24 protein-coding genes and 3 tRNA genes are annotated in these 25696 nt (G+C 58.4%); 2 read left to right on the forward strand and 25 right to left on the reverse strand.

Translation table 11 applies throughout. The features are described from left to right. Positions 1-28: 28 nt before the first annotated feature. The 23 genes from proS to GH784_RS11240 all read right to left on the reverse strand — a co-directional run bounded on the left by proS (position 29) and on the right by GH784_RS11240 (position 21900). A complete protein-coding gene (gene proS / locus GH784_RS11130; protein WP_065704693.1) occupies positions 29-1351 on the reverse strand; it encodes a proline--tRNA ligase in 1323 nt (440 codons plus the stop codon). Positions 1352-2037: 686 nt separating this feature from the next. Continuing rightward, a complete protein-coding gene (locus GH784_RS11135; protein WP_065704695.1) occupies positions 2038-2343 on the reverse strand; it encodes a DUF1467 family protein in 306 nt (101 codons plus the stop codon). 148 nt (positions 2344-2491) lie between these two features. Further along, on the reverse strand, positions 2492-4159 hold the full coding sequence (locus GH784_RS11140) for a ribonuclease J (protein ID WP_003512693.1): 1668 nt from the start codon (positions 4157-4159) through the stop codon (positions 2492-2494). Between the two features lie 207 nt (positions 4160-4366). Next, the gene (locus GH784_RS11145) at positions 4367-5107 is read right to left on the reverse strand and encodes a biotin--[acetyl-CoA-carboxylase] ligase (protein ID WP_065704969.1); all 741 of its coding nucleotides are present in this window, start codon (positions 5105-5107) and stop codon (positions 4367-4369) included. A gap of 26 nt (positions 5108-5133) precedes the next feature. Beyond that, positions 5134-6576, reverse strand: a complete 1443-nt coding sequence (gene nuoN, locus GH784_RS11150) for an NADH-quinone oxidoreductase subunit NuoN (RefSeq protein WP_003512691.1) — start codon at positions 6574-6576, stop codon at positions 5134-5136. A gap of 18 nt (positions 6577-6594) precedes the next feature. Further along, the gene (locus tag GH784_RS11155) at positions 6595-8106 is read right to left on the reverse strand and encodes an NADH-quinone oxidoreductase subunit M (protein ID WP_013635953.1); all 1512 of its coding nucleotides are present in this window, start codon (positions 8104-8106) and stop codon (positions 6595-6597) included. After that, a complete protein-coding gene (nuoL, locus tag GH784_RS11160; protein WP_013635952.1) occupies positions 8106-10103 on the reverse strand; it encodes an NADH-quinone oxidoreductase subunit L in 1998 nt (665 codons plus the stop codon). The genes GH784_RS11155 and nuoL overlap by 1 nt, the downstream gene beginning before the upstream one ends. A 7-nt stretch (positions 10104-10110) precedes the next feature. Beyond that, positions 10111-10419 (reverse strand): NADH-quinone oxidoreductase subunit NuoK, encoded by a 309-nt coding sequence (nuoK, locus tag GH784_RS11165; protein WP_003496445.1) that lies wholly within the window; start codon positions 10417-10419, stop codon positions 10111-10113. A gap of 29 nt (positions 10420-10448) precedes the next feature. Then, positions 10449-11063, reverse strand: coding sequence for an NADH-quinone oxidoreductase subunit J (locus tag GH784_RS11170; RefSeq protein WP_003512680.1), 615 nt, complete (start codon positions 11061-11063; stop codon positions 10449-10451). Positions 11064-11204: 141 nt separating this feature from the next. Next, the gene (gene nuoI, locus GH784_RS11175) at positions 11205-11696 is read right to left on the reverse strand and encodes an NADH-quinone oxidoreductase subunit NuoI (RefSeq protein ID WP_003512679.1); all 492 of its coding nucleotides are present in this window, start codon (positions 11694-11696) and stop codon (positions 11205-11207) included. 36 nt (positions 11697-11732) lie between these two features. Beyond that, positions 11733-12779, reverse strand: a complete 1047-nt coding sequence (nuoH, locus tag GH784_RS11180) for an NADH-quinone oxidoreductase subunit NuoH (protein WP_013635951.1) — start codon at positions 12777-12779, stop codon at positions 11733-11735. A 12-nt stretch (positions 12780-12791) separates the two neighbouring features. Beyond that, positions 12792-14873: an NADH-quinone oxidoreductase subunit NuoG gene (gene nuoG, locus GH784_RS11185; RefSeq protein ID WP_019565476.1), complete on the reverse strand. Its 2082-nt coding sequence runs from the start codon at positions 14871-14873 to the stop codon at positions 12792-12794. A gap of 155 nt (positions 14874-15028) precedes the next feature. Further along, positions 15029-16333: an NADH-quinone oxidoreductase subunit NuoF gene (gene nuoF, locus GH784_RS11190; protein ID WP_003502381.1), complete on the reverse strand. Its 1305-nt coding sequence runs from the start codon at positions 16331-16333 to the stop codon at positions 15029-15031. Positions 16334-16343: 10 nt separating this feature from the next. Further along, entirely contained in the window at positions 16344-17453 is a 1110-nt protein-coding gene (locus GH784_RS11195; RefSeq protein ID WP_019565474.1) for an NADH-quinone oxidoreductase subunit E, read from the reverse strand. 16 nt (positions 17454-17469) lie between these two features. Continuing rightward, complete coding sequence (locus GH784_RS11200; RefSeq protein WP_025593255.1) at positions 17470-17730, reverse strand: hypothetical protein; 261 nt, start codon at positions 17728-17730, stop codon at positions 17470-17472. Further along, positions 17730-18920: an NADH-quinone oxidoreductase subunit D gene (locus GH784_RS11205; RefSeq protein ID WP_003512668.1), complete on the reverse strand. Its 1191-nt coding sequence runs from the start codon at positions 18918-18920 to the stop codon at positions 17730-17732. The genes GH784_RS11200 and GH784_RS11205 overlap by 1 nt, the downstream gene beginning before the upstream one ends. A gap of 1 nt (position 18921) precedes the next feature. Continuing rightward, on the reverse strand, positions 18922-19350 hold the full coding sequence (locus GH784_RS11210; RefSeq protein ID WP_038490727.1) for a GFA family protein: 429 nt from the start codon (positions 19348-19350) through the stop codon (positions 18922-18924). After that, entirely contained in the window at positions 19347-19949 is a 603-nt protein-coding gene (locus GH784_RS11215) for an NADH-quinone oxidoreductase subunit C (RefSeq protein ID WP_003512657.1), read from the reverse strand. The genes GH784_RS11210 and GH784_RS11215 overlap by 4 nt, the downstream gene beginning before the upstream one ends. 21 nt (positions 19950-19970) lie before the next feature. Next, positions 19971-20555, reverse strand: coding sequence for a NuoB/complex I 20 kDa subunit family protein (locus tag GH784_RS11220; protein ID WP_003512655.1), 585 nt, complete (start codon positions 20553-20555; stop codon positions 19971-19973). Beyond that, positions 20546-20911, reverse strand: a complete 366-nt coding sequence (locus GH784_RS11225) for an NADH-quinone oxidoreductase subunit A (RefSeq protein ID WP_003512653.1) — start codon at positions 20909-20911, stop codon at positions 20546-20548. Before GH784_RS11225 ends, GH784_RS11220 begins: the two co-directional genes overlap by 10 nt. A 435-nt stretch (positions 20912-21346) precedes the next feature. After that, positions 21347-21423: transfer RNA gene (locus tag GH784_RS11230), tRNA-Asp, on the reverse strand. Positions 21424-21464: 41 nt separating this feature from the next. Further along, a tRNA-Asp gene (locus GH784_RS11235) sits at positions 21465-21541 on the reverse strand. 89 nt (positions 21542-21630) lie between these two features. Beyond that, a complete protein-coding gene (locus GH784_RS11240; protein ID WP_065657985.1) occupies positions 21631-21900 on the reverse strand; it encodes a hypothetical protein in 270 nt (89 codons plus the stop codon). 88 nt (positions 21901-21988) lie between these two features. Here GH784_RS11240 and GH784_RS11245 point away from each other — a divergent pair. After that, positions 21989-22064: transfer RNA gene (locus GH784_RS11245), tRNA-Val, on the forward strand. A 311-nt stretch (positions 22065-22375) separates the two neighbouring features. Further along, positions 22376-22516 carry a hypothetical protein gene (locus tag GH784_RS11250; protein WP_153793414.1) on the forward strand — a complete coding sequence of 47 codons (141 nt, stop codon included), beginning with the start codon at positions 22376-22378 and terminating at the stop codon, positions 22514-22516. A gap of 208 nt (positions 22517-22724) precedes the next feature. On the opposite strand, the gene GH784_RS11255 is transcribed toward GH784_RS11250, so the two are convergent. Both GH784_RS11255 and hupB read right to left on the reverse strand, forming a co-directional pair. Next, a complete protein-coding gene (locus GH784_RS11255) occupies positions 22725-24923 on the reverse strand; it encodes an esterase-like activity of phytase family protein (protein WP_065704700.1) in 2199 nt (732 codons plus the stop codon). 358 nt (positions 24924-25281) lie between these two features. Further along, positions 25282-25575 carry a DNA-binding protein HupB gene (gene hupB / locus GH784_RS11260; protein WP_267884607.1) on the reverse strand — a complete coding sequence of 98 codons (294 nt, stop codon included), beginning with the start codon at positions 25573-25575 and terminating at the stop codon, positions 25282-25284. Positions 25576-25696: the final 121 nt, after the last annotated feature.

Here is a 25696-nt window from a genome sequence, read left to right on the forward strand (position 1 = left end):
ACCGCTCGTCACTTTCACCATTTCGCGCTTAGCCAAGCACCCTGTTCATTGCCGCTTCGATTGTGACGGTTTCACGGTCGCCGGTCTTGCGATCCTTCACCTCGACTTCACCGTTCGCTGCCGAACGTGGGCCGACGATGATCTGCATCGGCACGCCGATCAGGTCAGCAGTCGCGAACTTCTGGCCCGCGCGGTCGTCCGTATCGTCATAAAGAACATCCTTGCCGGCATTGGAGAGCGAGTAATACAGCTTTTCGCACGCCGCATCACAGGCTGCGTCACCTGCCTTCATGTTGATAATCACGACATCGAAAGGAGCGACCGAAGCCGGCCAGATGATTCCGTTTTCGTCATGCGATGCTTCAATGATGGCGGGAACAAGGCGTGTCGGGCCAATGCCGTAGGACCCCATGTGAACGGGGTGTTCCTTGCCATCAGCACCCTGCACCTTGGCGCCCATCGGCTCGGAATATTTGGTGCCGAAATAGAAGATGTGGCCGACTTCGATGCCGCGCGCCGAAAGGCGCTCGCCATCGGGAATGGCCTCATAAGCAGATTCGTCGTGCATTTCCGAGGTGGCAGCATAGTCGGCCGTCCATTCGTTGAAAACGCCTTGAAGGGCTGCGACGTCGTCGAAGTTGGTATCGTCGGCGGGGATGGCGCGGTCGAGGAAGCTCTTGTGGCAGAAGACTTCGGATTCGCCGGTATCGGCCAGAATGATGAATTCGTGGCTGTGATTGCCGCCGATAGGGCCGGTATCGGCACGCATGGGAATGGCGCGCAGGCCAAGGCGCTCAAAGGTGCGCAGGTAAGCCACGAACATCTTGTTATAGGAGTGGATCGCGTCTTCCTTGGTCAGATCGAAGGAATAAGCATCCTTCATCAAAAACTCGCGCGAGCGCATGGTGCCGAAACGGGGGCGCACCTCGTCGCGGAACTTCAGCTGAATATGATAGAGGTTCAGCGGCAGGTTCTTGTAGGATTTCACATAGGACCGGAAGATGTCAGTGATCATCTCCTCGTTAGTGGGGCCATACAGCATCTGGCGGTCCTGACGGTCCTTGATGCGCAGCATTTCCTTGCCGTAATCGTCATAACGGCCGCTCTCCTGCCACAGCTCAGCGGTCTGCAGCGTCGGCATCAGAAGCTCGATCGCGCCTGAGCGATCCTGCTCTTCGCGGATGATCCTGTTGACCTTGTCCAGAACGCGCTTGCCGAGCGGTAGCCAGGAATAGATGCCAGCCGATTGCTGCCGGATCATGCCCGCACGCAGCATGAGGCGATGGGAGACAATCTCCGCTTCCTTGGGGTTTTCCTTCAGGATGGGCATGAAATAACGGCTGAGACGCATGACGACTTCCATTGGTATGGGCAACAACACGCAAAGGCGCGGGAATCGCCCCGAATAGAGGGATATTGGCGCCGTACATAGCTGTTTCTGACCAAGAAGAAAACCCGCCATGCAAAGACCTGCCCAGGCGATCTCGTGGCATTTTCGCGATAGCTAATTCGCGTCAAAACGCTTTGGCCGGAATATTATTCTTGATCCGGTGCGACAAATTGCACCACAGGGAATTTTTTGCCGACTGTAACAAATATGCAAAAAATGAGATGACAAGCATGGGTGATTGGGCTAACTTTAGCTCACAAAAGAGGCAGGAAGTCTAAATTCTTGCCGTTTTCGCGGTCAGTCTTGGGAGGATTCGATCTTAGGCGCGCTTGTCGCTGCCCCGGTAACGGTTACAGATCACGCGAAACCTGAAAAACAAGGCTGAAATGCCTTGTTTTTTTTTGATTCCGGCGAAGTTCACAACCCCGAATGCTTATTCCGGTAAAATTGTGACAGCGAATTGCCCGCCAGACACGCTCATGGTGTGTGCACGACTGATATGACATCCATGTGACAACACTGGCGCATCTTGTGGCGACCGTTCATAAAGCGGCAGCACAGCTTATGTTGCCTTAAATCGCATCACGAAGCCCGCCACGCTGCAAAATTCTGCGGCGCGCTTAATCCTGGCGCGTGGGTGAAGTGCTTCAGTCGAAAACCGGGATAATTCTCGGAAGGTCGTCCATGCTGACGCCGAACCACCAGGTTACGCCGTACCAGAGCCCGCAGATCAAAGCCGATATCAGCGTTGTCCACAAGACGATGCGCCCGCCCCTGAACCTTGACGGGGCGCTTGCAACCGTGCCGATCGCCACATCGCCGTCTTCCTCCTGAGTGCGAAGGCCAATCGGCAGCACAACGAAAAGCACCGTCCACCAGACGATGAAATAAATGGCGAAGACCGAAAGAAGCGGCATGACGTCCTCCTGCGCGATGCGCCCCTTGTAACGCATTCATCCGCGAACCGGAATCACTTCCCTGCAAGATGTGTAAAAAGCTGCAAGAGAGGAGAAGGAACGATCGCGGACGGCGATTGCGTCATGTCCGAGATGGCCCGGACATGACGGGGCGTGACGGTTTGAAAACCCGGGATTTTCCGGTTCAGACCTTGGTGACGAAAACCGTCACGATCGGCTTCTTGCCCCATGCCTGATTGGCAGCGGCGCGTACGGCGCGGCGCACTGACTCGCGCAGCAGCGCAAGATCCTTGCGGCGGGCCCGGGGGATGCTTTCCACGGCGCCGAGTACGGCGTCATAGAGCGTATCTTCCATATCCTCGCCCTCATCATCGAATTCCGGCAGGCCGAAAGGTACGACATCGGGATCTCCGAGGAAGTCGTAGCGGCTGTCCAGCAGCACATTGACGGAGACATGGCCGGCGAAGGAAAGCTTGCGGCGGTTGCTGATCCCCATCTCGTCGAGGTCACCGATGAGGTTGCCGTCCTTGAAGACGCGGCCGTGCGGTGCGTCGTTGATGACTTCCGCAGGACCAGGCGCCAGACGCAGAATGTTGCCGTTACGAACCTTCGGCACCTGAGAAATGCCGGCCTGTTCGGCCAGTTCCTTCTGCGCCACCAGATGCGCCGCCTCGCCATGCACCGGCACCAGGATTTGCGGCTTGGTCCATTCGTACATCCTCAGAAGTTCGTTACGGCGGGGATGGCCGGAGACATGCACCAAAGCCTCATTGTCGGTAACGATATGGATGCCCTGCTCTATCAGGCCGTTCTTGATCTCGATGATCGCCTTTTCGTTGCCGGGAATGGCGCGCGAGGAAAATACCACCGTATCACCGGCAGCCAGCGCCACATTACGCATCTCATCGCGCGAAAGCTTGGCAAGGGCTGCCCGCGGCTCACCCTGCGAACCGGTGAGAATGACGACCACCTTGTTGCGCGGAATATAGCCGTATTCGTCTTCAGCCAGGAACGGCTTGATACCTTCCATGATGCCGAGATCCTGCGAAACGTTGACGACGCGCTTCAGCGACGAGCCGAGCAGCAGCACTTCGCGTCCGGCAGCTTCCGCAGCCTGCGCGATGGAGCGGATACGGCCGACATTGGAGGAGAAGGTGGTGATGGCCACGCGACCCTCGGCATTTTCAATGATCTGGCGCAGCCCCTCAGACACTTCGTGCTCCGAAGGCGATACGCCGTCACGCAGCGAGTTGGTGCTGTCGCACATCAACGCCAGCACGCCCTCCTCGCCGATGGCGCGGAAACGCGCCTCATCCGTCAACGGACCGAGAGACGGCGCCTCGTCAATCTTCCAGTCGCCCGTGTGGATGACATTGCCAAGCGGCGTGCGGATGACCAGCGACATTGGCTCGGGGATCGAATGGTTGACGCCGACGGCCTCGATTTCGAAAGGGCCGACATTGATGCGATCACCCGCCTTGAACGGGGTGATTGGAATTTCGGCACGACTGCCCTCGTAGGCGCGCTTTGCCTCCAGCATGCCGGCGGTGAAACCCGAGGCATAGACGGGCACGTTGAGGCCCGGCCACAGATCGTTCAGCGCGCCGTAGTGATCCTCATGGGCGTGGGTGATGATGATGCCTTTGAGGTTCTTCTTCTGCTCGGCGATATAGCTGATATCGGGCAGAACCAGATCGACACCAGGCAGATCGAGACCGGCAAAGGTAACGCCGCAATCCACCATGATCCATTGGCGCTTGCTTTCCGGACCGTAGCCGTACAGCGCCAGATTCATGCCGATTTCACCGACGCCGCCAAGCGGCAGAAATACCAGTTCGTCCTGTTTAGTCATTGTTCTTCTTATCCATTCACAAGAGCGCGCTGGCGACGGCAATATGCCGCGCCCAGCCGCCCGTTTAACAGCATCGGACCTGAAACATCATCTGATCGACCGGGCCGATGCGGAGCCGGTTTGTCACCCTGCTTTTCATGAGCAGCAGGAAAGCTCCAACCTGTGGGAAGAGGTTCGGCGCGGGTCTTTGAAGACACGCCGTCCACCTCATCCAAAAAACACGTCGCCGGCGGCGATGGAGCGCCTTGTGCCCTCATCCTCATCCAGCAGCAGATAACCATTATCATCAATTCCAACGAAACGCCCGCCGATCGAGCGATCCGGAAAATTGACGGTGATATGTTCGCCGATACCGCAGGCAGCCGCCCGCCATCCGGCCATGACACCGGAAACGCCCCTGCCCTCATCCCAGCTTTGCAGCACATCCGCTGTCTCGCGGAAGAGATGCGCGAACAGCTCGTCGGGGGAGCACGACGCCCCGTGTTCGGACAGCATAGTGACGGGATAAAGCGGATTTTCAGGCTTGTGGGCGATATTGATGCCGATGCCGATGACGATGGCGCGGCGTCCATCCGGCAGAAGTTCGGCTTCCATCAGAATGCCGCAGGTCTTCCGGCGCCCGATCAGCACGTCATTCGGCCATTTTATCTCTAGCGGTTCGCCACCCGTCGGCAGCACAGCGCGAATGGCGCGGTAGACGGCGAGCGCAAAGGCAAGCGGCAATGAACCGATGCGGTCCATTGGCGCGGGATCGATGAGAAGAAGCGAAGCGTAGAGATTGCCTGGTTCAGACACCCAAGGCCGGCCGCGGCGACCGCGCCCGCCAGTCTGGCGGATGGCGGTGATCCACAGATTGCCGCCATCGGCTGCCCTTGCCCGGGCGAAACATTCTATGTTGGTCGATGGCGTTTCCGCCATCGCCTCGTGCCGGAAGTCATCGATGGACATCCGGCCCGTATGCTTGTGCGTATTGCTCAAAAGAACGTCTTTGCCGCAACCGTGACTGCATTGCCGAGCGCACCACCGAAGACGATGAAAGCGACGACGAACAGTCCAGAGAGCGCATAAACGATTTTCAGTTCGCCAGCCGGACGCTCGAAGCTGCCCTTGGCTTCATCGAACCACATGACCTTGACGACGCGGATATAATAATACGCACCGACAACCGAGCCGATCACACCGATGACGGCAAGCGGATAGAGTTTGGCTTCAATGGCAGCAAGGAAGACGTAGTACTTGCCGAAGAATCCGGCAAGCGGCGGAATGCCGGCAAGCGAGAACATCAGGATCGTCAGAACAACTGCCATGAAGGGGTTGGTGGACGAAAGCCCGGCCAGATCCTCGACATTTTCGACATTGCCGATTTCCTTGCGACGCATGGAGAGAATGCAGGCGAAGGTGCCGAGCGTCATGACCATGTAGATGGTCATGTAGAGAATGACGCCCGAGATACCCGCCTCGGTGCCCGCCGCAAGACCAACCAGCGCGTAACCCATGTGACCGATGGAAGAATAGGCCATCAGGCGCTTGATGTTCTTCTGGCCGATTGCCGCGAACGAGCCGAGCAGCATGGAGGCGATGGAAATGAAGACGACGATCTGCTGCCAGTCGGCAAAGACCGGCTGGAAAGCGTCAACAACGATGCGAACGAAGATCGCCATGGCGCCGATCTTGGGGGCGGCAGACAGGAAGGCCGTGACCGGTGTCGGCGCACCCTCATAAACATCCGGCGTCCACATGTGGAACGGCACGGCGGAAATCTTGAATGCCAGACCGGCAAGAACGAAAACCAGACCGAAGACGAGGCCGAGCGAACGGGTCTCCGCCGTCAGAACCTGGGCGATTTCGGTAAAGCCGGTATTGCCGGTAAAGCCGTAAACCAGCGACATGCCGTAAAGCAGCATGCCCGAGGAGAGCGCACCGAGAACAAAATATTTCAGGCCCGCTTCGGTGGAGCGCAGGCTTTCCCGGTTGATGGCGCAGACGACGTAGAGCGCAAGCGACTGCAGCTCCAGCGCCATATAGAGCGAGATCAGGTTGTTGGCCGAAATCATCAGCAGGATGCCGAGAGTCGCCAGAACCAGAAGCACCGGATACTCGAACCGGCCGACCGGCTCAAAACGGCTCTGGCCGACAGAAAGGATCATGGCGGTGATCGACCCGATCAGCGCCAGCACCTTCATGAAGTTGCCGAAGGCATCGGCGACGTAAACGCCGCCGAAAGCCACACCCGAAGCGGGCGCAAAGACGATCCAGAGACCGACGACGAGCAGCAAGGCCACGGAGAGGCCCGTGACCGTCGTTGTCGACTTGTCGCCCGAGAAGACGCCAATCATGAGCAGCGCCAGCGCGCCGACCGCAAGGATCAGCTCGGGCGTCGCGATGTGCAGACTGGCAAAAAGAATTTCAGCGGTCATGTCCAACGGGTCCTGTCGTCAATTCATAGAAAGCGCAACATTTTGCGCCGCCTGCAATGCAGCCGTATAGTTGTTTACCAGAAGATCGACCGAAGCGGCTGTCGCATCGAAAACCGGAGCCGGATAGACGCCGAAGAAGATCGTCAGCGCAACCAGCGGATAAAGGATGACCTTTTCGCGGGTTGACAGATCGAGCATCGATTTCAGGCTTTCCTTCTCAAGCGCACCGAAAATCACGCGGCGGTAGAGCCACAGCGCGTAAGCGGCCGAGAGGATGACGCCGGTTGCCGCAAACAGCGCGACCAGCGTGTTGGCGCGGAATACGCCGATCAGCGTCAGGAATTCACCAACGAAGCCGGAGGTGCCGGGCAGACCGACATTGGCCATGGTGAAGATCATGAAGGCGACGGCATATTTCGGCATGTTGTTCACGAGACCGCCGTAGGCAGAGATCTCACGGGTATGCAGCCGATCGTAAACGACGCCGACGCAGAGGAAGAGCGCGCCCGACACGATGCCGTGCGACAGCATCTGGAAGATTGCGCCCTGCACGCCCTGCACATTGGCCGCGAAGATGCCCATGGTCACGTAACCCATGTGGGCAACGGAGGAATAGGCGATCAGCTTCTTGATGTCGTCTTGCATCATCGCCACCAGCGAGGTGTAGATAATGGCGAGAACCGACAGCGTGAAGACGAAGGGTGCGAAATAGTCCGACGCCAAGGGGAACATCGACAGCGAGAAACGGATGAAACCGTAACCGCCAAGCTTCAGCATGACGCCTGCCAGAATGACGGAACCTGCGGTCGGCGCCTGCACGTGGGCATCCGGAAGCCAGGTATGTACCGGCCACATCGGCATCTTGACCGAGAATGCCGCGAAACAGGCAAGCCATAGCCACGTCTGCATGCCGGCCGGGAAGCCGTATTTCAGAAGTTCGGTCATATCGGTCGTGCCGGACTGCCAGTACATCGCCATGATGGCGAGCATGGTCAGAACCGAGCCAAGCAGCGTGTAGAGGAAGAACTTGTAGGATGCGTAGACGCGATCCTTGCCGCCCCAGACGCCGATGATGATGAACATCGGGATCAGCGTTGCTTCGAAGAAGACGTAGAAAAGAACCGTATCCAGCGCCACGAAGACGCCGATCATGACGACTTCCAGAAGCAGGAAGGCGATCATGTATTCCTTGATGCGCTTTTCAACCGACTGCCAGCTTGCCAGCACGCAGAAAGGCATGAGGAAGGTGGTGAGGATGACGAACAGCATGGAGATGCCGTCGACGCCCAGATGATAGGCGGCGATGTTGCCGAACCATGCGTGTTTTTCCACCATCTGGAAACCGGGGTTCGAATTATCGAAGCCGATCCAGACGAACAGCGAAACCAGGAAGGTGAAAACGGTCGTCAGCAGCGAGACGTTGAGAATGTTGCGGCGACCGTAAGGGCCGTTCTCATTGGTCAGCAGCAAGAGCACCACGCCGACGAGCGGCAGAAAGGTGACCGTTGAAAGAATTGGCCAATCGGTCATCAAAACGCACTCCCGAGCATCATCCAGGTGACAAGCGCCGCGATGCCGATCAGCATCGCAAAGGCATAGTGATAAAGGTAACCGGATTGCAGGCGGACCATGCGGTTGGTCACGTCAACCACACGCGCTGCAATGCCGTTCGGTCCATAGTGGTCGATGACGGCCACGTCGCCCTTCTTCCACAGGAAGCGGCCAAGCGCCTTTGCGGAACGCACGAACAGGAAGTCGTAAAGCTCGTCGAAATACCACTTGTTCAAGAGGAACTGATAGAGGCCGCGATGGGTCGCTGCCAGACGCTTCGGCGTCTCTGGCGACTTGATATACATGTACCATGCGGTGACAAAACCAAGCGCCATGGCGAAGAACGGGCTCCACTTGACCCACAGCGGAACATGGTGGAACTCGTCAAGGATTTCATTTTCCGGAAGCGTGAAGAGAGCACCCTTCCAGAACTCGGCATATTCATGGCCGAAGAAATAACCTTCGAAGACAACACCGGCGAAAATCGCGCCGACGGTGAGGATGAAGAGCGGGATCAGCATGACCATCGGCGATTCATGCACATGGTGCATCACGTCAGCCGAAGCGCGCGGCTTTCCGAAGAAGGTCATGAACGCCAGACGCCAGGAATAGAAGCTGGTGAACAGCGCTGCGATGACCAGCAGCGTGAAGGCGAAACCCGACAGTACCGAATGGGACGCATAAGCGGATTCGATGATGACGTCCTTCGAGAAGAAGCCGGCAAAGCCGATCATCGTGCCCGGAATGCCTACACCTGTCAGCGCAAGCGTGCCGACGGTCATCGTCCAGAAGGTGATGGGGATATGCTTGCGCAGGCCGCCCATGTAACGCATGTCCTGCTCGCCATCGACGGCATGGATAACCGAACCGGCGCACAAGAACAGCAGTGCCTTGAAGAAGGCATGCGTGAAGAGGTGGAACACGGCCGCGCCATAAGCGCCAACGCCAAGTGCCACGAACATGTAACCGAGCTGCGAGCAGGTCGAATAGGCAATCACGCGCTTGATATCATTCTGCACGAGACCGACGGTCGCTGCGAAGAAGGCGGTGATGGCGCCGACCAGCGTCACGACGGTGAGCGCATCATGCGACAATTCGAACAGCGGCGACATGCGGGCAACCAGGAAGACACCGGCGGTGACCATGGTTGCGGCGTGAATGAGGGCGGACACAGGGGTCGGGCCTTCCATCGCGTCCGGCAGCCAGGTGTGCAGCAGGAACTGCGCCGACTTACCCATGGCGCCCATAAAAAGCAGCAGGCAGACGCCCGTCATCGCATTGGCCTTGTCCAGCTGCATGCCGAACAGGTTGATGACGGTTTCGGTGGAAGCTGCACCTTCAGCCGGCAGATAGGTGCTGGCGGCAGCGAAGATGGTCTCAAAATTGATCGAGCCGAACAGCACGAAGACGCCTGATATGCCGAGAATGAAGCCGAAGTCGCCAACACGGTTGACGATGAACGCCTTCATGGCAGCAGCAGACGCCGAAGGCTTCTTGAACCAGAAACCGATCAGCAGGTACGACGCCAGACCAACGCCTTCCCAGCCGAAGAACATCTGCAGCAGGTTGTCGGAGGTCACCAGCATCAGCATCGCGAAGGTGAACAGCGAAAGATAGGCAAAGAAGCGCGGACGATGCGGATCGTGGTGCATGTATCCGATCGAATAGAGGTGCACCAGCGTCGAGACGGTGTTGACGACGACGAACATGACGGCCGTCAGGGTATCGATGCGGAACGCCCACTCGACGTCGATGCCGCCGGACTGGATCCAGCGCAGCACGGTGACCTTGATCACCTCGCCCGGCTCGCCATGGGCAAGCGCGACGGAGAAGAAGACGATCCACGACAGGACGGCGACCACGATCATCAGACCGGTGGTGACATATTCCGAAGCCTTGGCGCCGATCGACCGGCCAAACAGGCCGGCAATCAGGAAGCCGATCAGGGGAAGAAAGACGATAGCCTTGTAGATCATAGCCTTATCAGCCCTTCATCATATTGACGTCTTCGACAGCGATCGATCCGCGGTTGCGGTAGAAGACAACGAGTATTGCAAGACCGATGGCCGCTTCGGCGGCTGCGACGGTCAGAATGAACAGTGCGAAGACCTGGCCGACGATGTCGTTCAGGAAAGCCGAGAACGCCACCATGTTGATGTTCACCGCCAACAGGATGAGTTCGATCGACATGAGGATGACGATGACGTTCTTCCGGTTGAGGAAGATACCGAAGATGCCGATCGTGAAGAGGATCGCGCTGACCGTCAGGTAGTGGGAAAGACCGATTTCCATATTCTGTTTCCTTGGATCCGTTCGCGCCTTCAGATGCCCTGGCCCGGCTTGACCTTGACCGTGGTGACGGCGGTCTTCGGGTCACGGCCGACCTGCGTGGATATGTTCTGCCGCTTGATGTCGGTGCGGTGACGCAGCGTCAGCACGATGGCGCCGATCATGGCCACCAGCAGCACGAGACCTGCAAGCTGGAAGAAGTAGACGTAATTGGTATAGAGCACGTCGCCCAGCGCGGCCGTATTGGTGCGCACGGCCGGTGACGGGATCGGCATGGTAATCGATTTGGCGGCCTGCGGGTTAAGCACGCTGCCGCCGACCACGACGATCAGTTCAGCCGCGAGGATGATACCGATCAGCGCACCGATCGGCGCATATTGCAGCACGCCGGAGCGCAGCTCCGCAAAATCCACATCCAGCATCATGACGACGAAGAGGAAGAGCACCGCCACCGCACCGACATAAACGACGAGCAGGATCATGGCGAGGAATTCGGCCCCCGTCAGCAGGAACAGCGCGGCTGCGTTGAAGAAGGTCAAAATCAGAAACAGCACCGAATGAACAGGGTTCTTCGATGCGATGACCATGAACGCAGACGCCACGGCGACGAAAGCGAATATATAAAAGAATACAGCGTGCAGACCCATGTTGGTGCCTTCTTGTCCTCATCCGGGCAAAGACCGCGCAATCGCGCGCTCTACCCGTTTCGTCCCCGCCGGCGATAACCGTGCAGGCTCTTTTACTCTTTCTTCGCTTTCCGGGGTCTCCCCCGGAAAGACGGTTGCGCCTTAACGGTAAGGCGCATCCAGTGCGAGGTTGCGCGCAATTTCACGCTCCCAGCGGTCGCCATTGTCGAGAAGCCTTTGCTTGTCGAAATAAAGCTCCTCGCGGGTTTCCGTCGCGAATTCGAAGTTCGGACCTTCGACGATGGCATCCACCGGGCAGGCTTCCTGGCAGAAACCGCAATAGATGCATTTCACCATGTCGATGTCGTAACGCACCGTGCGGCGGGTGCCGTCATTGCGGCGCGGACCGGCTTCGATGGTGATCGCCTGAGCGGGACAGATCGCCTCACACAGCTTGCAGGCGATGCAGCGCTCTTCACCGTTCGGATAACGGCGCAGCGCATGCTCGCCGCGGAAGCGCGGAGACACCGGGCCCTTTTCGAAAGGATAATTCACCGTGGCCTTCTGCTTGAAGAAGTGGCGCATCGTCAGGAAGATCGCACCGACGAACTCCTTGAGGAACAGTGAATTGACGGCTTGGGAAAGGCTTGCCATCTCAAACTCCAGATTTCTGAGCGAGGCGTACGGACATCAACCGGCCCACCCCGTCAGCTTCAATACGAATGCAACAATAACGACCATGGCGAGCGACAGCGGCAGGAACACCTTCCAGCCAAGGCGCATGAGCTGGTCATAGCGGTAACGCGGAACGAAGGCCTTCACCAGAGCGATCATGAAGAAAACCATGCAGCCCTTGAGCGCGAACCAGACAATACCCGGAATCCAGTTCAGGAACCACACATCCACGATCGGCAGCCAGCCACCAAGGAACAGGATCGTCGTCAGGCAGCAGATCAGAACGATCGCAGCATATTCGCCGAGCATGAACATCATGTAAGGCGTCGAGCCATATTCGACCATGTGACCGGCAACCAGTTCCGATTCCGCTTCCGGAAGGTCGAAGGGCGGACGGTTGGTTTCGGCAAGGCCCGAGATGAAGAACACGATGAACATCGGGAACAGCGACAGCCAGTGCCAGTCGAGGAACGAGGCCGGCAGACCGATCATCGTGCCGAGGCCGGTGCGCTGCGCCAGAACGATATCCGTGAGGTTGAGCGAGCCGACGCACAGAAGCACGGTGACGATGACGAGGCCGATCGACACTTCGTAGGACACCATCTGCGCCGCCGAACGAAGCGCGCCGAGGAACGGGTACTTCGAGTTCGAAGCCCAGCCGCCCATGATGATGCCGTACACTTCAAGCGAGGAAATCGCGAAAATGTAGAGAATGCCGACATTGATATTGGCAACGACCCAGCCATCGGCAAAGGGGATGACCGCGTAGGTGGCGAGCGCCAGCGTTACGGCAACCAGCGGCGCCAGAAGGAAGACCGCCTTGTTGGCGCCCGCCGGAATGACGGGCTCCTTCAGGATGAATTTCAAAAGGTCGGCGAAGGACTGGAACAGACCAAAGGGGCCGACGACGTTGGGACCACGGCGCAACTGCACGGCTGCCCATACCTTACGGTCGGCAAGCAGAAGGAAGGCGATGGCCACCAGAAGGCAAACGAGAAGCAGCAGGGACTGGCCGACCATGATCAGCGCGGGCCAGACGTAGCTCCAGAAAAACGATTCCATAATCCCCTACCCTTACTCTGCCGCAGCCTGGAAATTGTTGCGGGCCAATGCGGAACACTCGGCCATGACGGCGGATGCGCGCGCAATCGGGTTCGTCAAATAAAAGTCTTTTACCGGCGAGGCAAACGCAGACTTATTGAGGCTGCCCGCGCGAGCGGCAAGTGCCTCGACATCCGCGCCGTTGCCGGCAACGATCTCATCGGTTTCCGCCAGATGCGGATGCGCGACATAAAGCTGGCCGCGCAGCGCCGACAGCGAATCGAACGGCAGCTTCTTGCCGAGCACGTCGGAAAGCGCACGCAGGATCGCCCAGTCTTCACGGGCCTCGCCCGGTGCGAAACCGGCGCGGTTGCCCACCTGAACGCGGCCTTCGGTGTTGACCCAGATACCGGATTTTTCGGTGTAGGCTGCACCCGGAAGGATGACGTCGGCGTTCATCGCGCCATGGTCGCCGTGGCTACCGATGTAGACGGTGAACTTGGCGCCCTTGTTCGACAGGTCGATTTCATCGGCGCCGAGCAGGAAGAGAACGTCCATGGACGTTACCATTTCGGCAGCAGCAACACCGCCCTCGCCCGGCACGAAGCCGATGTCGAGACCACCGACGCGGGCAGCGGCAGTGTGAAGCACCGAGAAGCCGTTCCACTCTTCGCTGATTGCGCCAACCGAAACGGCAAGCTTCGCAGCGGCCGCGAGAACGGCTGCACCATCGGCGCGTGCCAGAGCGCCCTGGCCGATGATGATCAGCGGGTTCTTGGCGGACTTCAGCTTCTCAATAAAACTGTGAGAGCCATTGGCGAGATCGGAAAGCGTTTCCGCGCCGGAGCCTAGATATTCGTAGTTGTAGCGCAGCTCACCGGCTTCGCCGATCACGCCGATCGGGAAACCACCGCGACGCCAGCGCTTGCGGATACGTGCATTGAGCACGGCCGCTTCATAACGCGGGTTGGCGCCGACGATCAGCAGCGCATCCGCGTGCTCAATGCCTTCGATTGTGGAATTGAACAGGTAGCTGGCGCGACCCAAAGACGGATCAAGCGCTGCGCCATCCTGACGGCAATCGACATTGGCCGAGCCGAGCGACGCCAGAAGCGACTTCAGCGCGAACATTTCCTCGACGGAAGCAAGGTCACCGGCAATCGCGCCGATCTTGCTGCCGCTGGTCGCGGCAACCGCCTGCTTGATAGCGCCGAAGGCTTCGCCCCAGCTTGCGGGCTGCAAGCGGCCATCCTTGCGGACGTAAGGGCGGTCGAGACGCTGCGTCTTCAGGCCGTCCCAGATGAAGCGGCTCTTGTCGGAAATCCACTCTTCGTTGATTGCCTCGTTGACACGCGGCATGACGCGCATGACTTCGCGGCCACGGGTATCGACGCGGATTGCCGAACCGAGAGCGTCCATCACGTCGATGGTTTCGGTCTTGTTCAGTTCCCACGGACGGGCAGTGAAAGCGAAAGGCTTGGAGGTCAGCGCACCGACCGGGCAAAGATCGACGACGTTGCCCTGAAGCTCGGAGGTCATCGCCTGCTCGAGATAGGTGGTGATTTCAGCGTCCTCGCCGCGGCCGATGAGGCCGAGTTCGGCGATGCCGGCAACTTCCGTGGTGAAACGGACGCAGCGCGTGCAGTGGATGCAGCGGTTCATCACCGTCTTGACGAGCGGACCGATATATTTGTCTTCAACCGCACGCTTGTTTTCCGCGTAACGCGAACCGGCAATACCGAAGGCCATAGCCTGGTCCTGCAGGTCGCATTCGCCGCCCTGGTCGCAGATCGGGCAATCGAGCGGGTGGTTGATGAGAAGGAACTCCATCACGCCTTCGCGGGCCTTCTTGACCATCGGCGTGTTGGTGAAAACTTCAGGCAATTCGCCATTCGGGCCGCCGCGAACGTCGCGCACGCCCATGGCGCAGGATGCGGCGGGCTTGGGCGGTCCGCCCTTCACCTCAATCAGACACATGCGGCAGTTACCCGCGACCGACAAGCGCTCATGAAAACAAAAGCGCGGAACTTCAGCACCAGCCTCCTCGCACGCCTGCAACAGCGTGAAATGATCCGGAACCTCGATCTCTTTACCGTCAACCTTGAGCTTTGCCATGGTTCTACTTACGTCCTGTTGCCTGTTCGTCCCGTGTCTCTCACACGGTCCGCAACAAATCCTTAATCGCGCCCGAGACTTCATCTCGTCGGTCAGGCGCTTCATGGTTTTCCGGCGCCGGGATCATCCCCGCGCCGCATGCAAACTGCGAAAGCTTATTCGGCAGCTTCCAGAACAGCGCCATCATCCATGGCCCTGTAGGTATATTGGTCGATGCGCTTTTCGATTTCCGGACGGAAATTGCGGATCAGCGCCTGTACCGGCCATGCGGCGGCGTCGCCGAGCGCACAGATGGTGTGGCCTTCGATCTGCTTCGTCACTTCGAACAGCATGTCGATTTCGCGCTTCTGCGCGTTGCCCTTCACCATGCGTTCCAGCACGCGCCACATCCAGCCGGTGCCTTCACGGCACGGCGTGCACTGGCCGCAGCTTTCATGCTTGAAGAAGGCCGCGATGCGGGCGATCGCCTTGATGACGTCGGTGGACTTGTCCATGACGATCATGCCGCCGGTGCCGAAGGACGACTTCACTTCGCGCATGCCGTCGAAGTCCATGATGGCGTCCTTCATGTCCTCACCGCGCACGATGGGGCAGGATGCGCCGCCGGGAATGACGCCAAGCAGATTGTCCCAGCCGCCGCGAATGCCACCGCAATGGTGTTCGATCAGCTCACGGAAGGACAGGCCCAGCGCATCTTCGAAGGTGCATGGACGCTCGACATGGCCGGAGACCATGAACAGCTTGGTGCCGACATTGTTCGGACGGCCGATAGACGAGAACCATGCCGCACCTCGGCGCAGAATGGTCGGAGCAACGGCGATGGATTCGACGTTGTTGACGGTCGTCGGGCAACCGTAAAGACCCATATTGGCCGGGAACGGCGGCTTCAGGCGCGGCTGGCCCTTCTTGCCCTCGAGGCTTTCAAGCAGTGCCGTCTCTTCGCCGCAGATATAGGCACCTGCGCCGTGATGGACGTAGATGTCGAAATCCCAGCCGTTCTTGTTGTTCTTGCCGAGCAGGCCCGCATCGTAACATTCGTCGATGGCCGCCTGAAGCGCCTCACGTTCGCGCATATATTCGCCGCGCACGTAGATATAGGCGGTGTGCGCACCCATGGCGAAACCGGCGATAACGCAGCCTTCGATCAGCGTATGCGGATCGTTGCGCAGGATTTCGCGGTCCTTGCAGGTGCCGGGCTCGGATTCGTCGGCGTTGACCACGAGATAATGCGGACGGCCGTCGCTTTCCTTGGGCATGAAGGACCACTTGAGACCCGTCGGGAAGCCTGCGCCGCCGCGACCGCGAAGGCCGGAAGCCTTCATCTCGTTGATGATCCAGTCACGACCCTTTTCGATGATCTGTTTGGTGCCATCCCAATGGCCGCGCGCCATCACGCCCTTCAGGGACTTGTCCTTGAGGCCGTAGAGATTGGTAAAGATGCGATCCTGATCTTTTAACATGCTTCACCCTTTACCGCGGCTTCTTGCCGAAGACCCTGATATACTCGGCTTCGCCACCCTTGGCGAGCGCCTCGGCCTGCTTGATCCACTCATCGCGTTCGATGCGGCCCTTGAAATTCAGATAACCATCCACCCAGTCGCACTCGGCCTTCTTCCAGCCGGCAATCTGCGCATAGGTGAAGATGCCGAGCTCGTTAAGCGTGCCTTCGATCTTCGGGCCGACGCCTGAAATGAGTTTCAGGTCATCGGGCGCAGCGGGCTTTTCAATGCCTGCCGGACGGTCGGCTGACTCAAGCGACGGTCTGGATGCTGTCGCTTCCTTGCCTGCCGATTGCTGTTCCCCTGCCTTTGCGTTTTCCGCAGCAGCCTTGGGCTCGTTCGCAGGCGTCTTCAGCTTCGGATCGGTTTCCGGTGCGTCCGTCTTCGGCTTGGCGGCATTCGAAGGAAGAACGGGGGCTGCTTCCGCCGGAGCTTCCGCAGGCTTGTCGAGATTGGAGCGATCTGGCTTGATCTCTTCCGTCAGCGTCGTCAGGCCGCCAACGGGCACCGACTGGTGACGGTCGATCTGGGGACCTGTCTTGACCGTGTCGCCCTTGCCTGCCTCGAACGTGTCGATGATCTCTTCCAGGCGCTCGGGCGTCAGATCCTCATAGGCATCCTTGAAGATGATGACCATCGGCGCGTTGACGCAGGCGCCCTGACATTCCACTTCTTCCCAGGACAGCGTGCCGCTCTCGTTGGTGTGCAGCGGATCGTGATGGATTTTCTTGCGGCAGACATCCATCAGCGCTTCGGAGCCGCGCAGCATGCAGGGCGTGGTGCCGCAAACCTGAACATGGGCGCGTGTGCCGACCGGCTTCAGCTGGAACTGGGTGTAGAAGGTCGCCACTTCCATGACGCGGATATAGGCCATATCCAGCATATCGGCGATTTTTTCGATGGCGGCGCGGGTAACCCAGCCGTCCTGCTCCTGCGCACGCATAAGCAGCGGGATAACCGCCGATTGCTGGCGTCCCTCCGGATATTTCTGGATCGTCTTTTCCGCCCATGCGGTATTATCCGCGTTAAAGGCAAATGCCACGGGCTGGAACTGATCTTCGGCTAGTCGACGAACGGACATACTTCCTCACGCCTTTTCAGTTTAACGTCTCACAACGCGATCTCGCCACCGTGACGAATTCGCAGGCATAAGCCGCCTTGTCTTTCTGCATGAACACGATGAACTTGCTGCCATTGGGAACCGAGGCCTTGATCTCGTATCCCGAAGACAGAAGCTGCTTGATGGTGGAACCGCCGCTGCTTGATAGCGACACGCCCCCCTCGTCCGTCGCCGTCTGGGCGAGAACGGAGGTCGACATCGCAGCAAGAAAAGCCAAGATGGCCAGCGGCAGACGCATCAGCGGTCGACCTCCCCGAACACGATGTCGAGGGAGCCGAGCACGGCTGTAACGTCGGCAAGCTGATGGCCCTTGCACAGGAAATCCATCGCCTGCAAATGTGCATAACCCGGCGCGCGGATCTTGCAGCGGTAGGGCTTGTTCGAACCATCGGCGACCACGTAGACGCCGAACTCACCCTTCGGCGCTTCGACGGCGGCGTAAACTTCGCCGGCCGGAACGTGATAGCCTTCGGTATAGAGCTTGAAGTGATGGATAAGAGCTTCCATCGAACGCTTCATCTCGCCGCGCTTGGGCGGAACCACCTTGCCATCCAACGAGGAGACCGGGCCGATGCGGTGCTTGCCGGAGAGAAGATCGACGCACTGCTTCATGATCTTCACCGATTCGCGCATTTCCTGCATGCGGATCAGGTAACGGTCATAGCAGTCGCCGTTCTTGCCGACGGGGATATCGAACTCCAGATCGGAATAGCACTCGTAGGGCTGCGCGCGACGCAAATCCCAGGCAGCACCCGAACCGCGCACCATGACGCCCGTGAAACCCCAGGCAAAGGCGTCTTCAAGCGAGACGACGCCGATATCGACGTTACGCTGCTTGTAGATGCGGTTGTCGGTCAACAGGCCTTCGATATTGTCGAGAACGGTAATGAAGGGATCGCACCATTTGCCGATATCTTCCACCAGCTCCGGCGGCAGATCCTGATGCACGCCGCCCGGACGGACATAGGCCGAGTGCATGCGGGCGCCACAGGCGCGCTCGTAGAAGACCATCAGCTTTTCACGTTCCTCGAAGCCCCAGACAGGCGGCGTCATTGCGCCGACGTCCATGGCCTGAGTCGTCACGTTCATGATGTGCGACAGGATGCGGCCGATTTCCGAATAAAGCACGCGGATCAGCTGGCCGCGCATCGGGATTTCGAGACCCAGCAGCTTTTCGACGGCGAGCGCGAAAGCGTGTTCCTGGTTCATCGGCGCGACGTAGTCGAGACGGTCGAAATAAGGCACCGCCTGAAGGTAGGTCTTGGTCTCGATCAGCTTTTCGGTGCCGCGATGCAGAAGACCGATATGCGGATCGACGCGCTCGACGATTTCGCCGTCCAGTTCCAGAACCAGGCGCAGCACGCCGTGCGCGGAAGGATGTTCCGGACCGAAGTTGATCGTGAAATTGCGGACGTTATGCTCAGTCATTCTAGTGCTCCGCCGAGGTGATCATGGCGATGAATTCGGGGCCGGTCATGTTCTGCGTGGTTTGCGCGAAAGAATAGCTCGAAGGCTTCTCATCCGTGAAAATCTGCGACGCAAAATGGAAACTGGAAGGGTTGTCGAAAGCCTGCAACGAGACGGCAAAATGCTTGCCATCCTTGGAGCGCCACATCAGCGTGCTGCCGCAATTCTTGCAGAAGCAGCGCTCGCCCCATTCCGACGAGGTATAAACACCGAAATGTTCCTCGTTCTCGATGGCGACGTCAGCGCATTCGACAGCCAGAAATGTTCCGCCGGACCAGCGGCGGCACATCGAGCAATGGCAAACGCCGAATTCGCGGGCGCCGATGCTGGCATTGAAGCCAACGGCGCCGCAAAGACATTGTCCGTGCTCTGTCGCGGGGGCTTCGCTCATTGCTTGGCCTTTTCGTCACCCGGGAGAACATAGTCAGTCCCCTCCCAGGGAGAGAGGAAATCGAAATTGCGGAATTCCTGCTTCAGTTCGACCGGCTCATAGAGAACCCGCTTCAGAACGTCATCGTAGCGTACTTCCACAAAGCCGGTAACCGGAAAATCCTTGCGCAGCGGATGACCTTCGAAACCGTAATCGGTGAGGATTCGGCGAAGATCCGCATGGCCTTCGAAAGGAATGCCGTACATATCCCAGGCTTCACGCTCGAACCAGTCTGCACCCATGTAAACGGAGGTTGCCGAGGGAACGCCCTCGTCTTCCGCCACCTGCAGCTTGATGCGCACGCGCAGATTCTGGCGCGGCGACAAGAGGTGATAGACAACGTCGAAACGCTTCTCGCGCTGCGGCCAGTCGACGCCGCAGATATCGATGATGTTGACGAAACCGCACTGCACATCGTCACGCAGGAACGTCAAAAGCGCGATAACGCTTTCCGTCGTCGTGTTCAGCGTCAGCTCGCCATAGGCGATATCGGCCGAAACCACGAGGGAACCACGCGCTTCCTTAACGTAAGCAGCAAGATCGTTTAGAGCTTCGCTCATTCCTTAATCCGTCCTTTGCCCTTAGCGCTCGATGGTACCGGTACGCCGGATCTTCTTCTGCAGCAGAAGCACGCCGTAAAGCAGCGCCTCCGCCGTGGGGGGACAGCCCGGAACGTAGATATCCACCGGGACGACTCGGTCGCAGCCGCGCACGACGGCGTAGGAATAATGGTAATAGCCGCCGCCATTGGCGCAGGAGCCCATGGAGATGACGTAACGCGGCTCAGGCATCTGGTCATAGACCTTGCGCAGTGCCGGCGCCATCTTGTTGGTCAGCGTTCCCGCGACGATCATGACGTCCGACTGGCGCGGCGAGGCGCGCGGGGCGACACCGAAGCGCTCCATGTCGTAACGCGGGCCGGAAGCCTGCATCAGACCCTCGACGGCGCAGCAGGCAAGACCGAACTGCATCCACATCAGGGAGCCGGTACGCGCCCACGTGATCAGCTCGTCGGTCGAGGTGACGAGAAAGCCCTTGTCGGCCAGCTCGTCGTTGATTTCCGTGAAGTAGGCATCGTTGCTGCCGACAGGCTTGCCGGTCGCGGGATCGATGATCCCCTTCGGCTGCGGTGCAACGAGCGTGCTGTTGTTCTGGCTCATGCCCATTCCAGCGCTCCCTTCTTCCACTCATAGATAAAGCCGATGGTGAGAACGGCGAGGAACACCATCATAGACCAGAAACCGAACCAGCCCATATCACCGAAGGACACAGCCCAGGGGAACAGGAAGGCGACTTCCAGGTCGAAGATGATGAAGAGAATGGACACCAGATAAAACCGGATATCGAACTTCATGCGGGCGTCGTCGAAGGCATTGAAACCGCACTCGAAAGCGGAGAGCTTTTCCGGGTCCGGCGCCTTATAAGCGACAGCGAAAGGCGCGATGAGAAGCGCCAGGCCAATGACAAGAGCGATACCGATAAAGATTGCGATCGGAATATAGGAACTGAGGAGTTCAGTCATGGTCTCTTCCCTGTCCGGCCGGGTGCCGGACCTGCCTTTGCGACTGAAAGTCTAAAGGCGCACAAATATGTTGCAACGCCAAAGTGGTTAGCGCAGCCGCGCTCTCTCTGCAAGAGTTTAGGCACCATTTCAAGACACCTGCCGCATTGATTGGCAACAATATTGCCGGAATTGACGCAAATTTGGGCCACAATTCCGGGCTAAGCCCCTCAAATACAATAATAATCGATTGAACGACGCAACCGCAAAAAAGTCACACGAATTTTACGTCAAAATGGCAGCGAAGTGACGATCTCTCGATATCGAAACTTGACTAAAAACAGCAGGAAAAACCGCGCTCGCGAATGCCGGAAACAGGCGCTGAAATCGCCATTGCCGATATGGCAGGACGATGCCTGCTTGCTTCGTTTGGGAGTGTCATTTCGGTGAAAGAAATGGCGCGAGTGACGGGGCTCGAACCCGCGACCTCCGGCGTGACAGGCCGGCACTCTAACCGACTGAGCTACACCCGCGCTCCACAGACATTCGTCTGCGTTTTTTCCGAGGAACAGGATGGCGCGAGTGACGGGGCTCGAACCCGCGACCTCCGGCGTGACAGGCCGGCACTCTAACCAACTGAGCTACACCCGCTTATCCTGACCGACAAGACCTTAGTCTCGCCGTACGAACCAGCCTCGGCTGTTCGTTGAGCGGCTAACTACGGCGTTCGTGCGGGGGTGTCAAGCAGGTTTCACGACAAAAGAATAAGCTTCTTCATTTTGATCGGAAAAAACTGAAAGGCCTTTGACCGGCATTGCGGCGAATGCCTTGTTTTCCGGGCTTTTCCCAACAAAAACAAAAAACTTGTCCACAGCCGGGGCGTCCGTAACGCGATTCCAGCATACCGCCAAAGGTAAAGGCCGGGCGTTGTTTTTATCGAAAAGCCCGCAGTTCCCGGCTTTTTGCCGATCACCTCTGCCAATGGGCAAAGCTGTCCGGAAAAAAAACAAAAAAACTTCACAAAAGCCCTTGCGGTTTTTTTCCGATCCGAATACATCACGGCCACCGACGCGGCAGACACGATCTGCAGGACGCGAAGGGCGATTAGCTCAGTTGGTAGAGCGCCTCGTTTACACCGAGGATGTCGGGAGTTCGAGTCTCTCATCGCCCACCATTTTCCAGCTTCTTCAAATTGTGCGCATTACCAAGCCGAAGCTCTTTCGGATGTCGGTGCGTTTTACCGTAAACTTCCTGCATCGGGAATCACGGCCCCTGCCCCCGATTCTGTAGACGGCCGCGGCCTTGGGCTGGGGGAGCGGCTTTTCCGGCGTGAGTCTATGCCAGATCGGCACTCCTGTTCCACATTCATACAGGCCGGCTCCTATAGGTGTGCCACCCCGCAACATCCCGAAAAATAAGCAGATTCAGACTTTTTAAAGAGATTTCATGCATTGTTTTCGAGCCGTTTCATGATGAACGGTATAAATGATGGATGAAACCATGTCGGTCGACGCGTTTGTAACACTCGCGCTTATTGCGCTGCCTGTTTATATTTTTTTCCGCTGGGTCCAGCAGGACTCGGAAAAAGACAGCACTCCCAGAAGCAAGAATTCCATGGGGCGGTGATCTCTAGCGATCTGGTCCACTGCACATTCATGGAAATCCTCCGGATAACACCCTCGATTATGCGATAGCGACGCGACCATGCCGGTTTTAACGGCTGGTGTGCGACTCATCGTGGGGAATCGGCATTCCCCAGATCGGGGTTTCTTCCGCCGCACAAAAAAGCCGGGCTATGCCCGGCTTTTCTCATTTGCGATTCTATTCGGACCGATCAGTTGATCGCCTTTAGATCGACGGTAAAGAACAGCGTTTCGCCGGAAGATCCGTCGACGCCGTCGTTGTCAGTGACGACATAGGCCGTTCCTGCCTTGTCGAAGGTGAAGCCTTCCAGCTTGTCAACGGTATAGCCATTCGTCTGGGCCTTGAGGTCGGGCAGGAAATCATGTGCTTCCTGCTTGGCCACCAGCGGCAGTTCGCCACCGATCTTGCCCGGCTTCAGGTCCGCGATCGCGACGCGGTAAAGCTTCTTGATCTTTGCCTTGTCACCGACCTGATTGTCGCGCTCGACGATATAGACATAGTCGCCCTGTGCGGTGATTTCAGAAAGGCCGACCCAGCCTGCCTCGGTCTTGTCGAGCGGGTAACGCACGGCTCCCCATTCCTTGGACTTCGGATTGTAGGAGACGAGCTTGACGAAACCCTTCTCGTCCGTGCCCCATTCGCGCTGTACGGCCATCCACAGCGTCGCGTCGTCGCCCTTGCCGATCATGGTCACGCCTTCGAAACCGAAGCGGGTTTCGCCAGCCAGCAGTTCCTTCGGCAGAGCGATCTCAGCCTTGATCTCGCCCTTGGCGCTGACATTGTAGAGTGCGTGGGGCAAGAGCTTGGCACTGTCACCTTCCGAGGCCAGCCAGAAGCCGCCCTTACCGTCAAGCGTAATGCCTTCGATGTCGAGTTTCTGGGCTGCGATACCGTCGCGCTTGATGCGCAGGGCGCTGGTTATGGTGGCGGGCTTCTTCGTTGCGTCGATGGTGTAGATCGACGGCTGGTTTCCATAGACCGAGTCGGACACGGCATAGAGGATGCCAGGCTTTTCAGCATCGCCCACCAGACCGGAGAGAGCGCCCCAGCCGATCGGTGCGCCATCAACGGTGGCGGAAGCGAGCTGCGGGTAGGCAATCTGGCCTTCTGCGCGTTCATAGATCATGACGTGCGAGCGAGCGCCGCCATCTTCGACGAGATCGGCTTCGTTGGCAGTGACGAGGAGATTGCGCGACGGAATGGCGACGGCGCCTTCAGGCGAAATGCCCGACGGCAGAAGCTGGAGCAATTCCGGTGTGCCGCCCGTATCCTTGTAGACCGCAGCGAGAGACGCGCGCTCGGCAAGAACGAAGAAGTACTTCTGACCATCGAAGGTTGCCGTCTCCAGACCTTCCGGCTCGATGCCCTTGGCCTTGGAGCGCTTTTCCGGATAGTGGCCGATGCTGGCGGCAGCGTGCTCAAGGGTGGCACCGGCTTCATAAAGAAGCTTGCCGGTCTTGTCGAAAATGGTGAAGCCGCGCGCGCCGCCCTGCCAGTCACCCTCATTGGCGATGACGATTCGGTCATTGTCCAGCCACTTCACGGCATCTGGCTCACGCTTGCGGCCTTCCTGCTTGTCGGTGAATTTGATCTGGCCGTCCGTCTTCGTGTCGACGCCTTCCAGATCAACCGTGCCGGCGGAGAAATGCGTCTTTACCGTACCGGTCTTGCCGTCGATGATGACGATGTGGTTGTTTTCCTGCAGCGTGAGCGCGATCTCGCCATTGGCATTGATCGAGACGAATTCCGGCTCCGGATCTTCCGGGGAGATTTCGGCAAGGCCGGTCACGTCGATCTTCTTCAGCGTCGCGCAGTCGGCAACACCGTTCTTCAGACCGACCGTCACCAGATAACCGGCGGGCATCTGTGGCAGAGCGCCTTCGTTCACCTCTTCATCGCGTTCGTTTTCGATCGCGATAGCGGCGAAGGTCTTGTCCGGGGAAATTGCGACAGAATCTGGCTGGCCGCCGAGATCGCAGCTCGCTTCAATCTTCTTGGTGGCGATATCGACCGTCACGAGCTTGCCGGACGGCTTGGCGCGGTTTTCGGACGTGTTGACACCGGCCAGAACCTTGGCGCCAGCAACGGCAACCGAGGTCGGTTCGCCTTCCAGCAGCAACGCGCCTCCAGCCTTGGGTGCCTTCGCGTCGGTGATGTCAACGAATCCAATGCCGCCAAGCGGGCTGTCCGAATAGATCAGCGTCTTACCGTCTTCGCTGGCGGTTACGATTTCAGCTGAAGTGACGGCCTTCGCGTCCCTGTCCGCTGGCAGGTTCTTTACGACCGGGAAAGATGCGATGCGGTTGAAAACCGGCTCGGCAGCAGCCGGAAAGGCCGCGGACGTGAGCAGAGCAGCAGTCAAAGCCATCTGAGAAAGTCGGAACGCCATTATAAATCCCCCTTGGATCCAAAAAAACACCCTATGGCTTCTGCGTCAGAGACATGACAGCGGCATGACATTTCCTGCCGGAGGAATCAAAAAGCCCGACCATGAAGGCCGGGCTTTCCTGTTCGTGCGCACATTCCGCGTATCAGAGCGCCGTGTGACCGGATGGAGGCTACACAGGCGCGCTCTCCTACTTTCAAGTACATCTTGCCGGTTCGAAAAAAGGGCTATCCGAAAAAGCATTTCGAAAAGCCGCCCGGTTTACGTGCCGGCATGATGGCGTCAGGGCGTCAAAACATGTTTCCTCGTGAACCTGAAAAGCCGCCCGCCCGCCGCCGGACGTCACGGCCTTTCGGAAACCTTACGAGTTGACGGCGTCCTTCAGGCCCTTGCCTGCGGAAAACTTCGGTACGTTGCGAGCCGGGATATCGACTTCAGCACCCGTGGAAGGGTTACGACCCTTGGAGGCTTCACGACGGCTTACGGAGAAGCTGCCGAAGCCAGCGAGACGGATGTCGCCACCGCTCTTCAGTTCGTTCTGTACGGTTTCGAATACGGCATCAACAGCGGAAGCAGCATCTGCCTTCGTGAGACCAGCCTTTTCGGCAACAGCAGAGACGAGCTCGTTCTTGTTCATGTTTCCACCCCTTTCAATGGTTTGAAACGACTCAAATTAAGCCGGCGCAGAATACGTCTGTATCCGCGCGCAGCAACTCAAAAGCGCTGGAATCGCCTGAAAAACAAGGGGTCTGCGGGGTTTTTCACAAAAAAGGCCG

The organism is Agrobacterium tumefaciens (assembly GCF_009649785.1).
Classification (GTDB): Bacteria; Pseudomonadota; Alphaproteobacteria; order Rhizobiales; family Rhizobiaceae; genus Agrobacterium; species Agrobacterium tumefaciens.

What these genes read in the sequence shown, in the direction of transcription:
- proS (WP_065704693.1), bottom strand. Translation starts at nt 1,351, where the DNA reads ATGCGTCTCAGCCGTTATTTCATGCCCATCCTGAAGGAAAACCCCAAG.
- GH784_RS11135 (WP_065704695.1), bottom strand. Translation starts at nt 2,343, where the DNA reads ATGCGTTACAAGGGGCGCATCGCGCAGGAGGACGTCATGCCGCTTCTT.
- GH784_RS11140 (WP_003512693.1), bottom strand. Translation starts at nt 4,159, where the DNA reads ATGACTAAACAGGACGAACTGGTATTTCTGCCGCTTGGCGGCGTCGGT.
- GH784_RS11145 (WP_065704969.1), bottom strand. Translation starts at nt 5,107, where the DNA reads ATGTCCATCGATGACTTCCGGCACGAGGCGATGGCGGAAACGCCATCG.
- nuoN (WP_003512691.1), bottom strand. Translation starts at nt 6,576, where the DNA reads ATGACCGCTGAAATTCTTTTTGCCAGTCTGCACATCGCGACGCCCGAG.
- GH784_RS11155 (WP_013635953.1), bottom strand. Translation starts at nt 8,106, where the DNA reads ATGACCGATTGGCCAATTCTTTCAACGGTCACCTTTCTGCCGCTCGTC.
- nuoL (WP_013635952.1), bottom strand. Translation starts at nt 10,103, where the DNA reads ATGATCTACAAGGCTATCGTCTTTCTTCCCCTGATCGGCTTCCTGATT.
- nuoK (WP_003496445.1), bottom strand. Translation starts at nt 10,419, where the DNA reads ATGGAAATCGGTCTTTCCCACTACCTGACGGTCAGCGCGATCCTCTTC.
- GH784_RS11170 (WP_003512680.1), bottom strand. Translation starts at nt 11,063, where the DNA reads ATGGGTCTGCACGCTGTATTCTTTTATATATTCGCTTTCGTCGCCGTG.
- nuoI (WP_003512679.1), bottom strand. Translation starts at nt 11,696, where the DNA reads ATGGCAAGCCTTTCCCAAGCCGTCAATTCACTGTTCCTCAAGGAGTTC.
- nuoH (WP_013635951.1), bottom strand. Translation starts at nt 12,779, where the DNA reads ATGGAATCGTTTTTCTGGAGCTACGTCTGGCCCGCGCTGATCATGGTC.
- nuoG (WP_019565476.1), bottom strand. Translation starts at nt 14,873, where the DNA reads ATGGCAAAGCTCAAGGTTGACGGTAAAGAGATCGAGGTTCCGGATCAT.
- nuoF (WP_003502381.1), bottom strand. Translation starts at nt 16,333, where the DNA reads ATGTTAAAAGATCAGGATCGCATCTTTACCAATCTCTACGGCCTCAAG.
- GH784_RS11195 (WP_019565474.1), bottom strand. Translation starts at nt 17,453, where the DNA reads ATGTCCGTTCGTCGACTAGCCGAAGATCAGTTCCAGCCCGTGGCATTT.
- GH784_RS11200 (WP_025593255.1), bottom strand. Translation starts at nt 17,730, where the DNA reads ATGCGTCTGCCGCTGGCCATCTTGGCTTTTCTTGCTGCGATGTCGACC.
- GH784_RS11205 (WP_003512668.1), bottom strand. Translation starts at nt 18,920, where the DNA reads ATGACTGAGCATAACGTCCGCAATTTCACGATCAACTTCGGTCCGGAA.
- GH784_RS11210 (WP_038490727.1), bottom strand. Translation starts at nt 19,350, where the DNA reads ATGAGCGAAGCCCCCGCGACAGAGCACGGACAATGTCTTTGCGGCGCC.
- GH784_RS11215 (WP_003512657.1), bottom strand. Translation starts at nt 19,949, where the DNA reads ATGAGCGAAGCTCTAAACGATCTTGCTGCTTACGTTAAGGAAGCGCGT.
- GH784_RS11220 (WP_003512655.1), bottom strand. Translation starts at nt 20,555, where the DNA reads ATGGGCATGAGCCAGAACAACAGCACGCTCGTTGCACCGCAGCCGAAG.
- GH784_RS11225 (WP_003512653.1), bottom strand. Translation starts at nt 20,911, where the DNA reads ATGACTGAACTCCTCAGTTCCTATATTCCGATCGCAATCTTTATCGGT.
- GH784_RS11250 (WP_153793414.1), top strand. Translation starts at nt 22,376, where the DNA reads ATGATGGATGAAACCATGTCGGTCGACGCGTTTGTAACACTCGCGCTT.
- GH784_RS11255 (WP_065704700.1), bottom strand. Translation starts at nt 24,923, where the DNA reads ATGGCGTTCCGACTTTCTCAGATGGCTTTGACTGCTGCTCTGCTCACG.